The organism is Aureibaculum flavum (assembly GCF_016406085.1).
Classification (GTDB): Bacteria; Bacteroidota; Bacteroidia; order Flavobacteriales; family Flavobacteriaceae; genus Aureibaculum; species Aureibaculum flavum.
This window is the reverse complement of sequence record NZ_JAEHFJ010000002.1, coordinates 72,357-86,120: the sequence shown is the minus strand read 5'-3', so window position 1 is coordinate 86,120 and position 13,764 is coordinate 72,357. Positions and strand designations below refer to the sequence as shown.

Annotated in this window: 13 protein-coding genes; 3 read left to right on the top strand and 10 right to left on the bottom strand. The window is 32.1% G+C overall.

The features are described from left to right. Window positions 1-16: 16 nt before the first annotated feature. Window positions 17-1,201 (top strand): DUF1343 domain-containing protein, encoded by a 1,185-nt coding sequence (locus JBL43_RS03785; RefSeq protein WP_198840152.1) that lies wholly within the window; start codon window positions 17-19, stop codon window positions 1,199-1,201. Between the two features lie 23 nt (window positions 1,202-1,224). Here the strand turns inward: JBL43_RS03785 and JBL43_RS03780 are convergent, their stop codons facing one another. Continuing rightward, complete coding sequence (locus tag JBL43_RS03780; protein WP_232829246.1) at window positions 1,225-1,671, bottom strand: DUF983 domain-containing protein; 447 nt, start codon at window positions 1,669-1,671, stop codon at window positions 1,225-1,227. Between the two features lie 14 nt (window positions 1,672-1,685). Between JBL43_RS03780 and JBL43_RS03775 the strand changes: the two genes are divergently transcribed. After that, on the top strand, window positions 1,686-3,602 hold the full coding sequence (locus JBL43_RS03775; RefSeq protein ID WP_198840151.1) for an ABC-F family ATP-binding cassette domain-containing protein: 1,917 nt from the start codon (window positions 1,686-1,688) through the stop codon (window positions 3,600-3,602). A 186-nt stretch (window positions 3,603-3,788) separates the two neighbouring features. On the opposite strand, the gene JBL43_RS03770 is transcribed toward JBL43_RS03775, so the two are convergent. From JBL43_RS03770 to JBL43_RS03740, 7 genes are all read right to left on the bottom strand, one after another. After that, entirely contained in the window at window positions 3,789-4,199 is a 411-nt protein-coding gene (locus tag JBL43_RS03770; RefSeq protein WP_198840150.1) for a DUF6559 family protein, read from the bottom strand. A gap of 27 nt (window positions 4,200-4,226) precedes the next feature. After that, window positions 4,227-5,768 carry an acyl-CoA carboxylase subunit beta gene (locus JBL43_RS03765; protein WP_198840149.1) on the bottom strand — a complete coding sequence of 514 codons (1,542 nt, stop codon included), beginning with the start codon at window positions 5,766-5,768 and terminating at the stop codon, window positions 4,227-4,229. 2 nt (window positions 5,769-5,770) lie between these two features. Further along, on the bottom strand, window positions 5,771-7,213 hold the full coding sequence (gene accC, locus JBL43_RS03760; RefSeq protein ID WP_198840148.1) for an acetyl-CoA carboxylase biotin carboxylase subunit: 1,443 nt from the start codon (window positions 7,211-7,213) through the stop codon (window positions 5,771-5,773). A 77-nt stretch (window positions 7,214-7,290) separates the two neighbouring features. Then, entirely contained in the window at window positions 7,291-7,779 is a 489-nt protein-coding gene (locus JBL43_RS03755; RefSeq protein WP_198840147.1) for an acyl-CoA carboxylase biotin carboxyl carrier protein subunit, read from the bottom strand. A gap of 43 nt (window positions 7,780-7,822) precedes the next feature. Beyond that, a complete protein-coding gene (locus tag JBL43_RS03750; RefSeq protein WP_198840146.1) occupies window positions 7,823-8,476 on the bottom strand; it encodes a 3'-5' exonuclease in 654 nt (217 codons plus the stop codon). Window positions 8,477-8,485: 9 nt separating this feature from the next. After that, window positions 8,486-10,396: a DUF294 nucleotidyltransferase-like domain-containing protein gene (locus JBL43_RS03745; RefSeq protein WP_198840145.1), complete on the bottom strand. Its 1,911-nt coding sequence runs from the start codon at window positions 10,394-10,396 to the stop codon at window positions 8,486-8,488. A gap of 84 nt (window positions 10,397-10,480) precedes the next feature. After that, window positions 10,481-11,569: a M42 family metallopeptidase gene (locus JBL43_RS03740; RefSeq protein WP_138948777.1), complete on the bottom strand. Its 1,089-nt coding sequence runs from the start codon at window positions 11,567-11,569 to the stop codon at window positions 10,481-10,483. A 193-nt stretch (window positions 11,570-11,762) separates the two neighbouring features. Between JBL43_RS03740 and JBL43_RS03735 the strand changes: the two genes are divergently transcribed. After that, complete coding sequence (locus JBL43_RS03735; protein WP_198840144.1) at window positions 11,763-12,449, top strand: DUF4294 domain-containing protein; 687 nt, start codon at window positions 11,763-11,765, stop codon at window positions 12,447-12,449. Window positions 12,450-12,465: 16 nt separating this feature from the next. On the opposite strand, the gene JBL43_RS03730 is transcribed toward JBL43_RS03735, so the two are convergent. Next, a complete protein-coding gene (locus tag JBL43_RS03730; RefSeq protein ID WP_198840143.1) occupies window positions 12,466-12,930 on the bottom strand; it encodes a hemerythrin domain-containing protein in 465 nt (154 codons plus the stop codon). 102 nt (window positions 12,931-13,032) lie between these two features. Beyond that, a complete protein-coding gene (gene ric, locus JBL43_RS03725; protein ID WP_198840142.1) occupies window positions 13,033-13,764 on the bottom strand; it encodes an iron-sulfur cluster repair di-iron protein in 732 nt (243 codons plus the stop codon).

Below are 13,764 nucleotides of genomic sequence, written 5' to 3'. Positions count from 1 at the left end.
TTAACCCCCAATTATAATGAAAGTACAAACAGGTCTTGATGTTTTAATCAAGGATAAAACCCTTCAGCAAAAATATAAAGGTAATGTGGCTCTATTATGCCATAATGCTTCAATAGATTCAGAATATACACCAGCCGCAGTTGCTTTTAAAGAAATTTTTGATTCAAGGTTTATAAAGTTATTTGGTCCACAGCATGGTTTTTCTACAGATGTTCAAGATAATATGATTGAAACCGATCACTTTATTCATTCCTATTTCAATATTCCTGTATACTCATTGTATTCAGAAACGAGAATACCTTCTGATGAAATGTTGGAAGGGGTTGATCATTTGTTTGTTGATTTACAAGATGTTGGTTGTAGAATGTACACCTACATTTATACATTAACCTATCTTTTGGAAAAATGTGCAGGTAAAGATATCGAAATTATTATTCTAGATAGACCCAATCCAATTAACGGGGTTGATATTGAAGGAAATATACTAGATATGGAATATGAATCTTTTATTGGTAGACATCCAATTCCTGTAAGACACGGAATGACAATTGGTGAAGTAGCTCTAATGCATCAGGAATTTTGGGTGAAAATGAAAGCCAATGTTTCTGTAATAAAAATGAATAATTGGGAGCGAGAAATGTTTTTTGAAGATACACAATTGCCATGGCTTTTACCATCTCCTAATTTGCCACGTGCAACAAGTGCTTTTACTTTTCCAGCAACAGTTCTTTTTGAAGGAACAATGCTTAGTGAAGGTCGCGGAACGACACAGTCTTTGGAGATTGTTGGACATCCGAAAATTGAACCGTATTCTTTTTATAAAAATCACTTGTCAAATAGTTTAAAAGAATCAAAATTAAAAGGAGTAGCTTTAAGACCTATTACTTTTTTACCAACTTTTCAAAAGCAAGCGGATAAAGTTTGTGGTGGGTTTCAAATTCACATCACAGACAAAAAGAGCTTTCAACCATGGCGTGTGGGGCAATTCTTAATGCGAGAACTATATCATTATTTAGGGGATAATTTTGAATGGAAACAACCACCTTACGAGTATGACTATACACGTAAGCCGATAGATATTATTAATGGATCTGATAAATTAAGAAATTGGGTCGTAAACAATGAATCACTTGATGTTCTTGATTCTTTTGAACATTTAGATAACTATAAGCAGCAGTTTAATGCTATAAAAATATATTAAAAGAGCAAAAAGCCTAAGTAATTTTACTTAGGTTTTTTTATTGTTTTATAATTCTTATCATAATGAATAAAAATATTTGCATAAATTAATCTTGCAAATCGTAAAGTAAAAGGTGTAAACAGCACGAGTAACACAAAAATAGTTATAAATATGGTCATTAAATCAAGACCAGTAAGGTGTAGAATAATAAAAGTAATGATGGCACACGCTACGGTAAGTCCATAAGAGACATACATTGCACCAAAGAAAAAAGAGGGCTCAATTTCGTATTTAAAATTACAATTTGGGCAATGCTCATTCATTTTTAGTACCTTTTTTAAATGTAAAGGGTTATTATCTTCAAAAAATGCACCTTCATTACATTTAGGACATTTATTATTAAAAATGCTATAAATTTTTGTTCCTTTTTTAAACATATGTATTGTGAAAATAAATGATACTTTTGCAAATGTAAAATAATATAAATTCATAATTGTAAAAAAAGATGCTTAACGCACATAATATTACTGTTTCCTTTGCAGGAGAAGATTTGTTTTCAGGTATAACTTTTAAGTTAGTAGGTGGAGATAGAGTGGGACTAGTTGGTAAAAACGGAGCAGGAAAATCTACATTGTTGAAAATTATTTCGAAAGAACAAGAATTTGATAAAGGCACATTGGCGTTGGAAAAGAATCTACGGATTGGTTTTCTAAAGCAGGATATTGACTTTGTACAAGGTAGATCAGTCTTAGAAGAGGCATATCAGGCATTTACCGAAATTAAAGAAGTTGAAAAAAAGCTTGAAGAAGTAAATGTCGCTTTGGTAGAAAGAACCGATTATGAAAGTGAGGGTTATCATCAAATAATGGTCGATTTAAGTGATTTAACGCATCGTTTTGAATTGATTGGAGGATATAATTATCAAGGAGAAACCGAGAAAATTTTACAAGGTTTAGGTTTTAAACGTGAAGATTTTAATAAGTTAACCGATACTTTTTCTGGTGGATGGCGTATGCGTATTGAATTGGCGAAGTTATTATTACAAAATAATGATATCTTATTACTGGATGAGCCTACCAACCACTTAGATATTGAATCGATTATTTGGTTAGAAGAGTTTTTAAGCAGCTATGCAGGTGCTATTATGTTAGTATCGCATGATAAGATGTTTTTGGACAATGTAACCAATCGTACCATTGAAATTTCAATGGGTAAAATTTACGATTATAAATATCCATATTCTAAATATTTGGTTCAGCGTAAAGAGTTAAAAGAAAAGCAATTACAGACACAAAAGAATCAAGAAAAAGAAATACAACGTACAGAACAACTGATTGAAAAATTTAGAGCAAAAGCCAGTAAAGCGACTATGGCTCAATCTTTAATTAAAAAACTAAATAAAGTTGAACGAATTGAAGTTGATGCGGATGATAATTCGGTAATGAAAGTACGTTTTCCGATGTCTGTTCAACCAGGGAAAATAGTAGTCGAAGCTAAAAATGTAGCTAAGAATTACGGAGATAACCAAGTGTTGAATAATGTTAATCTGTTAATAGAACGGAATAGTAAGATTGCTTACGTAGGTCAAAACGGTCAAGGAAAATCTACGTTGGCAAAAATGATTGTTGGTGAAATACCTTATGAAGGCGATTTAAAATTAGGTCATAATGTTCAGATAGGTTATTTCGCTCAAAACCAAGCAGAATATCTTGATGGTGAAAAAACAGTATTGCAAACCATGGAAGATGCTTCTAATGATGGTAATCGTGTGAAAGTGCGAGATATGTTGGGAGGCTTTTTGTTTGGAGGTGATGATGTAGAAAAGAAAGTAAAAGTGCTTTCTGGTGGTGAGCGTAACCGTTTGGCTTTATGTAAAATGTTACTTTCTCCATTTAATGTTTTGGTGATGGATGAACCTACCAATCACTTAGATATTGCCTCAAAAAATGTATTGAAACAAGCACTTCATAATTTTGAAGGTACCTTGATAATTGTATCTCACGATAGAGATTTCTTGCAAGGGTTAACCAAAACAGTTTTTGAGTTTAAAGACAGTAAAATTAGAGAATACTTAGGTGATATTGATTATTATTTAGAGGAACACAACCTAGAGAATTTACGTGAAGTTGAAAAGAGAACTAAGGTTGCTAAAGTTGCTAAAACTTCAGCCAATGACTCAAAAGATGATTATGAAAAAGAGAAAGAGGTAAAAAAAACTTTAAATAAACTATCTAAAATTGAGACTGAAATTGCAGATTTAGAAAGAGAAGTGGCTCAAATAGATAAAAAATTAGCCGACGAAGCTCAATATGAAAAAGTTACTGGTCAACCTGATTTTTTTAAAAAATATCAAGCTAAAAAAGATAAAATAAATACCTTAATGCAAGATTGGGAAAATTTGCATGGAGTATTGGAAGGGTAGTGTTTGATTTGAAGATCTATGTCAGTTCGAGTGCCACGCTTTTGGGCGTGGTGTATCGAGAACCATTACGTTTTTAAAATGTTCTCGATACGATGCACAACGTTTCAATTCATAAAATAACGTTTATGGAGCATCATATGAACCGACTATAGTTTTATCATATCATTGAAGTGAAAAAATCACCTTTTAAATACCATCAAATATTCCACCAATAAAATCACCTATACCTTCTAAAAGTCCATCGAAAATATCTTCAAAATCTAACCAAGACCCATCAATATCTATATTTGGTATTTCTGTCCAATTTGCGACCGATGAGATAGAAAGACCATTTAGCATTTCGGTTTTCATAGCTACATAATCACAAATTTCACCAGATTCTTGGTGATAGCTGTCAAAGTCGTTGTGGCTTGAGAAAATACTCATTCCCCAGCAATGAAAGTCGAGAAAGTCATACCATTTTAATTTTCTATTCGCCTTTTCTACTTCTTTTGGTTTGTAATATTTCTTTTTGCCATAATCTTGTACTAAGACTTTACCAAGTTCAGTTATATATTCTTTTTTATTAGTTGGAACGATGTGACAGGAATTATTCATTATATCAATATTGATGAAAAACTAAAATTACAACGGTATATTTCCATGCTTTCTAGATGGTTTAATAACTTCTTTATCTTCGAGCATACTAAATGCTTTCAATAATTTTCTACGTGTTGTTTTGGGTTGTATCACCTCATCTATAAAACCGCGTTCGGCGGCTCGGTACGGATTGGCAAATTTTTCTGCATATTCAGATTCTTTCTCAGCTAATTTTTCAGCTGGGTTTTCAGCTGCTTGAATTTCTCTCTTAAATATTATTTCGCTGGCACCTTTGGCTCCCATAACCGCAATTTCAGCACTTGGCCAGGCAAAATTCATATCTGCACCTATGTGTTTCGAATTCATCACATCGTAAGCTCCTCCATATGCTTTTCTTGTTATCAACGTAACTCTTGGTACGGTAGCTTCACTTAATGCATATAATAGTTTGGCACCATTTGTAATTATTCCATTCCATTCTTGATCTGTACCGGGTAAAAATCCGGGTACATCGACCAATACTAATAAAGGAATGTTAAAGCAATCGCAAAAACGAGTAAACCGTGCTGCTTTTTTAGAACTATTTACATCTAATACACCAGCTAAAAACAGGGGTTGATTGGCCACAATACCAACACTTTTTCCACCCAAGCGTGCAAAGCCAACAATAATATTTTCAGCATAATCTTTATGAATTTCAAAAAAGGAATCGGTATCAATTATACCCGAAATAACGTGGTGCATGTCATAAGGTTTACTAGCATTTTTTGGTACAATACTTTCTAACTCTTCTCTAATTTCATCCTGTAGTGTATAAGGTAGTTTTTTAGGCTTTTCTTTATTATTTTGTGGTATATAACTCAATAATTTTTTAACATCTTCTAAGCAAGATACATCATTTGCAGAGGTGATATGCGTAACACCAGATTTTGTAGCGTGAGCCTTAGCTCCACCCAATTCTTCGGCTGTAACTTCTTCATTGGTCACTGTTTTTACAACATTAGGTCCGGTTACAAACATATAACTCGTGTTTTCTACCATCAAGGTAAAATCGGTCATAGCAGGTGAATAAACAGCTCCACCTGCACATGGTCCCATAATTGCCGAGATTTGAGGAATTACGCCAGATGCTTGTACATTTCTATAGAAAATATCGGCATAACCACCTAATGAACGTACACCTTCTTGAATTCTGGCACCACCAGAATCATTTAATCCAATACATGGAACTCCAACTTTTAAGGCGGCTTCCATTACTTTACAAATTTTTTCAGCATGAGTTTCTGATAAAGAACCTCCAAAAACCGTAAAATCTTGAGCGAAAAGATAAACTAACCTTCCGTCAATGGTGCCATAGCCAGTTATTACACCATCACCTAAAAACTGCTGTTTTTCCATGTCGAAATCAGTGGTTCTGTGAGTTACAAGCATGCCCATTTCTTCAAAAGAACTTTCGTCTAACAAATAATTGATACGCTCTCTGGCAGTTAATTTTTTCTTGTTATGTTGTTTGTCAATGCGTTTTTGACCACCACCTAAATGAGCTTGGGCAATTTTTTCTTCTAATTTTTTTGCTTTCGGATCCATAGTTATTTATTTGGTAATCTTAACGTTTTTTTATCTTCTAAATAAATTTTTAAAGCTAACAATGAAGCGATTTTAGCTTCTTGTTCAATTTCATCTTTTATCGCCTCAGGCGAATAATATTTTTTAACAAAATGTGTGTCAAACTTTCCGGATTGGAAGGTTTCATGTTCAAAAACAAATTTTCCAAATGATAGCGTAGTATCAACACCTTCAACATGGTAGTTGTCGATAGCTTCAATCATCAATGCAATGGCTTCTTCACGAGTGTTGCCATAAGTGATTAATTTGGCCAACATGGGGTCGTAATAAATAGGTATTTCCATACCTTCTACAAAGCCATTATCCACTCTAATATTTTTACCTACAGGTATTTTATAAGTTTCTAACTTACCTACACTAGGTAAAAAATTATTTAAAGGATCTTCGGCGTATACTCTCAGTTCTAAGGCATGCCCTTTAATGTTTAGGTCAAATTGTTTAACGGGTAATTCTTCACCGCGAGCAATACGTATTTGTAATTCAACCAAATCTAAGCCTGTAATTAATTCAGTAACCGGATGTTCTACTTGCAATCTGGTATTCATTTCCAGAAAGTAGAAATTATGATTGTCATCTAATAAAAACTCAACCGTACCAGCACCTAAATAATCGCAAGCTTTAGCTACATTAATTGCTGCTTGCCCCATAATGCCTCTAAGTTCACTGGATAAAACGGTAGATGGAGCCTCTTCAATTACTTTTTGGTGACGACGTTGAATACTACATTCACGCTCAAAAAGATGAATGTTATTTCCATGACTGTCAGACATGATTTGTATTTCTATATGTCTAGGTGAGCTAATATATTTTTCAATAAAAACGGATCCATTACCAAAAGCGGAAGTGGCTTCGCTAATTGCTCTTATCATTTGTTCTTTTAAATCCTTTTCCTTTTCAACAACACGCATTCCTTTGCCACCACCGCCAGCGGCCGCTTTTATAAGTATAGGAAATCCAATTTCTTTGGAAATTTTTATAGCTTCTTCTGGATCTGTTATGGCATGGTCTACGCCAGGTACCATTGGAATGTCATAATTTTTAACGGCATCTTTTGCAGCCAATTTATCGCCCATCATTTTAATTGAATTAGATTTTGGACCGATAAAAATGATGTTATTTGCTTCGCACATTTCTGCAAAGTCCGCATTCTCACTTAAAAAACCGTAACCAGGATGTATGGCATCTACATTTAGAGATTTCGCTACCTCAATAATATTATCAGCTCTTAAATACGATTTATTTGATGGAGGTTCACCTACACAAATTGCCTCATCTGCAAATTGAACGTGTGGTGCGTTTCTGTCGGCAGTAGAAAATACGGCAACGGTTTTGATACCCATCTTTTTTGCGGTTTTCATTACCCTTAATGCAATTTCACCTCTATTTGCTATCAGTATTTTGTTCATTTATAAAAGTTTTCGCTTACCATTAGGTGTTTAATTGTTATGTATATAAAAAATATGGCTTTTGCAATAAATGCCCATTATGAGTCAAATTCAATTAATAGAAAGCCTTTTTCAACCGTATTCCCTTTAATTGCATTAACTGATTTAATAATACCATTATGTGGTGAGGTGATTACATTTTCCATTTTCATGGCTTCTAGTACAAGTAAAGCTTCATCTTCTTTTACTTCTTGTCCTTCTTTTACGTGAACATCTAAAATTAAACCGGGCATCGGTGCTTTAATGGAATCAACATTTTTAGAAGAGCTTAAGGCAAGTCCCATGTTGTCTATTAATTGATTTAAATGGTCGTTAATATCGACAATAAATTTGTTGTTATTTACCTTAATAACATATTGTTTTTTTACAAAATCAGAAGTTATAACTTCTATTTCATATGATTTATTAGATTGAAGTACATGATATTTATCCTTGTCAATTTCAATAACATCTAGAGAAGCAATTTCATTGGCGTTAATATCAATTTCGATTGATTCGTTGACTTTAGTATTATAGATTGTGTTCATATAAATGAAGATAATTAGTGTTTTTTTGAGATAAATAATACAACTAAAGTAAATCTTTTAATTTTAAATTGTTTTTTTTATCAAGTCTCGCTACTATTTTTTGGAAAGCGATAGCAGTAATTAGGGCATCTCCAGTGGCTGTATGCCGATCAACCTTTTCAATTTTTAATTCATCACACAAATCATCTAACGTGTAATTTTTTAAATTTTGTTGATAGACAATATGTTTTGATTGTTTAAAAAGTAGCCCTGTGTCTAAACATTCATTTTTTAGTTTTCCTAAGTTATTTCTTAGAAGCATTTGGTCAACCATGTTTATGTCAAAACCAACATGATGCCCTACTAAAACATCATTTTTTATAAATTTTATAAAAAGTTCTATGGCTTCAACTTCGGTTACTTTTTCTATATGTCCTTCTTTTAGTAAACCATGGATTTTTACAGATTCTGATTTAAAAATTTCTTGATGGATATACAATTCAAAATTATCAACAACATTTATCATATTGTTTACCACTGAAACAGCTCCAATCGATAGAATTCTATCTTCATGTTTATCAAACCCTGTCGTTTCCGTGTCAAAAACAATAAATCTAGTTTCCGATAAGGGTAGATTTTTACTTTTCTTAAAACTATCTAAATAGGTTCTAAAAAACTCAGGATAATTCTTTTTACTTTTAAATATATTATTAAACATTGGATCAAATTAACTGATAACTTTAAAACGAAACTTTAACAACTCTTGAATTTCTCTAATAGGTTTAAAACATCGTTTTAGTTTTAACTTTTCATCTTTACTCAACGTTTCTAAATTAATAAATTTTCCAGAATCATTATTAATCAATCCTTGTTTAGTTTTAAATTTTAATAACGCTTTAAAAGCATATGAGCATGAATCATAAAGTTCTTTGTTTTCGGGTTCTAATTCACTGAGCTTTTCATAACGCAACGCGGTATTGTTGATGTCTTTCACATTATGGGTTAAAATTAATAAACGGGCTGCATCTATAAGCGGCATTAATGCCCTTCTTTTTACATTGAAAAAATCTTCATATTCTCCGTTTTTTTCTAAAACTAATTGTTTGAAAAAACCAAGAGGAGGTGGGCTTAGTAATATGTCTTTGGCCAATAATGATAATAACATTGAAGATTGGTCTAAAGATTCGAATATGCTATTAGATAAATCATCAATCATAGATTGATCACCATAAATTCTATTGTAATCGAAAAATATGGAAGACAATAGAATGGCTTTTTCATCAGGATGTAATATCCAACTTTTAAATTGTTCTTTCCATTCCGAACGAGATAAGCACCATTCCGGATTGCTAGCCATCATTTCTGCAGGGCAATATTCGTAACCAATCTTATGCAATGCTTTGGTTATATGTCCCGATAATTTTAAAAAATAAGCTTTTGTTTCTTCAGAAAGGTTTTCTGGCACATCATCAAAAATTAAAGCACTATCCTGATCTGAATATAACAATTGTTCCTTTCTTCCTTGACTACCCAATGCCATCCATGCAAATGCAACAGGTGGAGCACTGTGCATTTTATTGATAGCGTTTTCTATGACGCGATAAGTAATAGCATCATTTATTTCTGATATTATTTTTACGATATGTCTTAGCGGGATGTTTTGATCTAAATAAGACTGCAATAACTTATGAGCTTTTGCCCTAACACTTCTTAAATTTTTAGTTCTTTTAGCTCTTTTTATTTCTTTTAATAACACGGATGGATTATTCCCTATAGATAAGACGATATCATGATGTGTTAAAATACCTATTAATGGAGAATGATTGGTACCGTCTTTGGTAACACACAAGTGTTCTATATTAAACTTTATAAATTGAAGTTGGGCCTCGGTAACCGTAATATTTTTTTTACATGATTTTACGGGACTAGACATAATCTCTTTAACTGGGATGTCAATGGGAAATTTTCCCGTTGCGATGTTATTTTTTAAATCACTATTTGTAATTATACCTATAGGAAAATTTTCTTTATTTACGATGACAATACATCCAATTCCATGTTTGCTCATTTTGAGTGCAGCATTTTTTACTGAGGTTTCTGGAGAGCACGAAATCGTTTTTTTTGTGTATTTAGCCGCTTGTAAGTTTTCGATATCATAATTATCTTTAGGTATATAATCATCGAAAATCTCATCACTTTGTTCTCTTGTATAAGGGGCAAAGGCATTTGAAGCAAATGTTGTAATTAAATACTTATTTATTTTTTTACTGTTTTCAGACGCACTTTGAAATACATCAATTGGAATTCCATAAATAATTGCTTCTTCATTGGCAGAAGCTTCAAGGGTGTAATTTTCTTGAGCTAAAAGAGCTCTTAGCCCAAAGATATCTCCACCATCGCAAATGTCAATCATTTCTTTTTGGTTTTGTTTGGTTCTAAATAAACCAACAGCACCATTTCTCACAATATAAAAACAATCGTGATACTTATCATTTTCCTTAAAAACAGTTTTCCCTTTTTCGAGGTAAATGATTTTAACTTCTTCCGAAATAAATTTTAACTTTTCATTACTCAGTAAACTAAACGGTGGAAATACTTTTATAAAATCGAAAACTCTTTCTGCAATGGAATTTTTCATTTACTTATTTGTGTTATCTATAAAGGCTACATCAAAATAGTAAGATGTAGCCTTTGTTATATGTTAATTAAATACTCGATTTATCTAGTCAAAATAACTGAAGGTTTCTCCATCTTTTATTTGCAATAACGATTCGTATATTAATTTGATTACATTTTCAACATCATCTCTATGAACCATTTCAACAGTGGTATGCATGTAACGTAAAGGTAGTGAAATAAGAGCACTGGCTACGCCACTATTGCTATATGCAAAAGCATCGGTATCTGTTCCTGTAGCACGAGAAAGGGCAGCACGTTGAAAAGGTATCTTATTATTTTCAGCCGTTTCTGTAATTAAATCGCGTAATTTTTGCTGTACCGCAGGTGCGTAAGCAATAACAGGTCCTTTACCCGTTTCGCAATGACCTTGTACTTTTTGCTCAATCATTGGCGTTGTAGTATCATGCGTAACGTCAGTTACAATTGCGGCATTCGGTTGAATTCTTTCTGCAATCATTTGAGCACCACGTAAGCCAATCTCTTCTTGAACAGAGTTTACAATGTACAAACCAAAAGGTAATTCCTTTTTATTTTCTTTTAATAATCTTGCAACTTCTGCAATCATAAAACCACCCATTCTGTTGTCTAAAGCTCTACAAACAAAATTATCTTTATTTAGAATGTGAAACTGGTCAGGATACGTTATTACACAACCAATATGTACACCTAGCTTTTCAACTTCTTCTTTGGTTTTACAACCACAATCAATAAAAATATTACTAGGTTTAGGAGCTTCTTCTTTAGCCTTGCTACGTGTATGAATTGCAGGCCATCCAAAAACACCTTTTACAATACCTTTTTTCGTATGAATGTTTACAATTTTACTCGGTGCAATCTGATGGTCAGATCCGCCATTTCTTACAACATATATTAAACCATTGTCTGAGATGTAATTTACATACCATGAAATTTCATCGGCATGTCCTTCAATAACTACTTTATATTTTGCTTTTGGATTGATAACACCAACGGCCGTACCATAAGTATCAGTAATAAATTCATCAACATAAGGCTTTAAATATTCCATCCATATTTTTTGCCCATCCCATTCATAACCTGTTGGAGCTGCATTATTTAAATACTTTTCTAAGAAAGTCATTGAGTTTTTTGTGAGGATACTCTTTTTCGCCATAATCTTTATTTTGTTTATACTTTTTAAATAATTTATCTCAAAATTAACGTTTATATTTTAAATCCTATCGTTTGAAACTAGTAATTTTGTAAGGATTTTATTGCTATTTTCACAATGAATGCCTTTGATGGGTATTTATTTAAAACAGACTGATACTAACTAGTTTAAAATTGGTTAGTTAAACTTTATTGAGATGAAACATATTTGTATCCTATTGTTTTTAAGTTCCACTTTTTTAGCATCGGCTCAAAATGTAAGTAGAGATACTATAATTGATGATAAAATATTGATTGAAGGAGACTCTATCATGTTTACTTTAGATGATGTGATGGTGTTAAGTAAATTAAAATTTAATTCAACAAAAGAACAACGCTATTATTATTGGTATTGGAAAAAAGTAAATAATGCGTATCCCTTTGCAAAATTAGCAGCGGAAAGATTACTCCAGCTCAATGAACAATTGAAAAAAATAAAATCGAACTCAAAACGTAGAAAGCATATTAAAAAGATGCAGAAGTTTATGGAAGAAGAGTTTACGGATAAACTAAAAAAAATGACCCGTACAGAGGGCCGAATTCTTATAAAATTAATTCATAGGCAAACAGGTTTAACTACTTTCGAATTGATAAAAGAATATAGAAGTGGTTGGAAAGCTTTTTGGTATAATACAACGGCGAGCTTATTTAAATTATCATTAAAAAACGAATATCATCCGGAAAGTAAAGCAATAGATTTTTTAATTGAAGATATTTTACAACGTTCTTTTTTAAAAGGTAGGTTAGATAGGCAGAAGGCTCGATTGGCTATTGACTATCTTGCACTCGTACCTAAATATAAAAATATAGATATTGTTGAGGTTATAAAAAATAGGGCAGAATAACGCGATGGCAATCGACTTATTTCCAAAATTCGTTTGAAGTATTATCTATAAAATCTTCTTCGGTATGTATTGCCTCAATCATTTTTAATTGTTGGTCTGTTGCAATTTCTTGTATTTCTTTGAATAAAATGCGTTCTTCAAATCGAACGTGTTGCTCAAGCTCTTCTTCAAGTAAGCTAAGTGATTTTTCAATATCTACTTGTGTGGTAAACAATTTAATTAATCTTTTATGTTCGGAATTTGCTTTCTTAATTAATTCATGTTGATTACCAAGAATTGGAAAAATATGGAGTTCTTCCATGTCGAAATGTTGTTTGATATGATGATTGTAAAACCAATCTACATATTCTTTAATTACTGAAATATCAACACCTTTTTGGAAACCTGTTCTAATTTTCCATGATAATAAAAGCGTATGATGATGCTCTCTACTTAAAAATTGTAGTTCTTTTACTCTTCGTAATGGTTTTTTCGATTCCATTTTTATTATTTTAAGATAAAGAATCGAGATGTATGAGTTTATTCATCTCGATTCTTCTATTTTAATAGTGTTAGTACACTTTCTTATAAAACTAGATTTTAGCTAGTTTTGAAAGGCTATTTCTTTTTCTAAAATAATAGCTTTTGGGAAAAGTATGTTATTTTCAAGATGGATATGTTGATGTAAATCATCTTCAAATTCTTTTAATAAGGAAAATGTCACCTGATAGGTATTACATGCATCGGCAGGTGGGGTATAGCTGTTGCTTAAACGATCAATTTCTCTAAATCGGTCTCCTTCATTTTCATGTTCATTCATCATCATTTCTATTGGGTTTTCGACGGTTCCGAAATGAGGTTTAGACATTTCTAAACCTTTAAGTTTTGCGTCTATCATTTTCCGGATGATAGGGAAAAGAATCAACTCCTCCTTTTTCATATGTGCAGTCAGCTCACCAGCTGATGCATTAAAATGTTCAGTAATTTCAAACAACTCAGGATGGCGGCTGCCATGTACTTTACATAATTTGTTTAAGTACTGTTTTAAAACAGGTATTTTTGCTTCTACATAACGGTGATGTTTTTTCTCAATATAATCAGCCAATAAGTCTAAAGACCATGATTTAAAATCGATACTTTCATTTGTATTTTGATTTTGTATGGTTTCTATTTCTTTATAAAGTAGGGAAGCATCTACATTATTTTTTTGTGCAACTTCTTCAACACTTCTATCTCCTTTACAACAAAAGTCAATACCATGATTTTTGAATACTTGTGCAATTCTATAATCTTCTGCTACTATTTGACCAATTGTTTTTTCTATTGTTTTATCCAT

Excerpts from the sequence above, each read along its gene's own strand:
- JBL43_RS03770 (WP_198840150.1), bottom strand. The coding sequence starts at position 4,199 with ATGAATAATTCCTGTCACATCGTTCCAACTAATAAAAAAGAATATATA.
- JBL43_RS03755 (WP_198840147.1), bottom strand. The coding sequence starts at position 7,779 with ATGAACACAATCTATAATACTAAAGTCAACGAATCAATCGAAATTGAT.
- JBL43_RS03750 (WP_198840146.1), bottom strand. The coding sequence starts at position 8,476 with ATGTTTAATAATATATTTAAAAGTAAAAAGAATTATCCTGAGTTTTTT.
- JBL43_RS03780 (WP_232829246.1), bottom strand. The coding sequence starts at position 1,671 with ATGAATTTATATTATTTTACATTTGCAAAAGTATCATTTATTTTCACA.
- ric (WP_198840142.1), bottom strand. The coding sequence starts at position 13,764 with ATGGATAAAACAATAGAAAAAACAATTGGTCAAATAGTAGCAGAAGAT.
- accC (WP_198840148.1), bottom strand. The coding sequence starts at position 7,213 with ATGAACAAAATACTGATAGCAAATAGAGGTGAAATTGCATTAAGGGTA.
- JBL43_RS03785 (WP_198840152.1), top strand. The coding sequence starts at position 17 with ATGAAAGTACAAACAGGTCTTGATGTTTTAATCAAGGATAAAACCCTT.
- JBL43_RS03730 (WP_198840143.1), bottom strand. The coding sequence starts at position 12,930 with ATGGAATCGAAAAAACCATTACGAAGAGTAAAAGAACTACAATTTTTA.
- JBL43_RS03775 (WP_198840151.1), top strand. The coding sequence starts at position 1,686 with ATGCTTAACGCACATAATATTACTGTTTCCTTTGCAGGAGAAGATTTG.
- JBL43_RS03745 (WP_198840145.1), bottom strand. The coding sequence starts at position 10,396 with ATGAAAAATTCCATTGCAGAAAGAGTTTTCGATTTTATAAAAGTATTT.
- JBL43_RS03765 (WP_198840149.1), bottom strand. The coding sequence starts at position 5,768 with ATGGATCCGAAAGCAAAAAAATTAGAAGAAAAAATTGCCCAAGCTCAT.
- JBL43_RS03740 (WP_138948777.1), bottom strand. The coding sequence starts at position 11,569 with ATGGCGAAAAAGAGTATCCTCACAAAAAACTCAATGACTTTCTTAGAA.
- JBL43_RS03735 (WP_198840144.1), top strand. The coding sequence starts at position 11,763 with ATGAAACATATTTGTATCCTATTGTTTTTAAGTTCCACTTTTTTAGCA.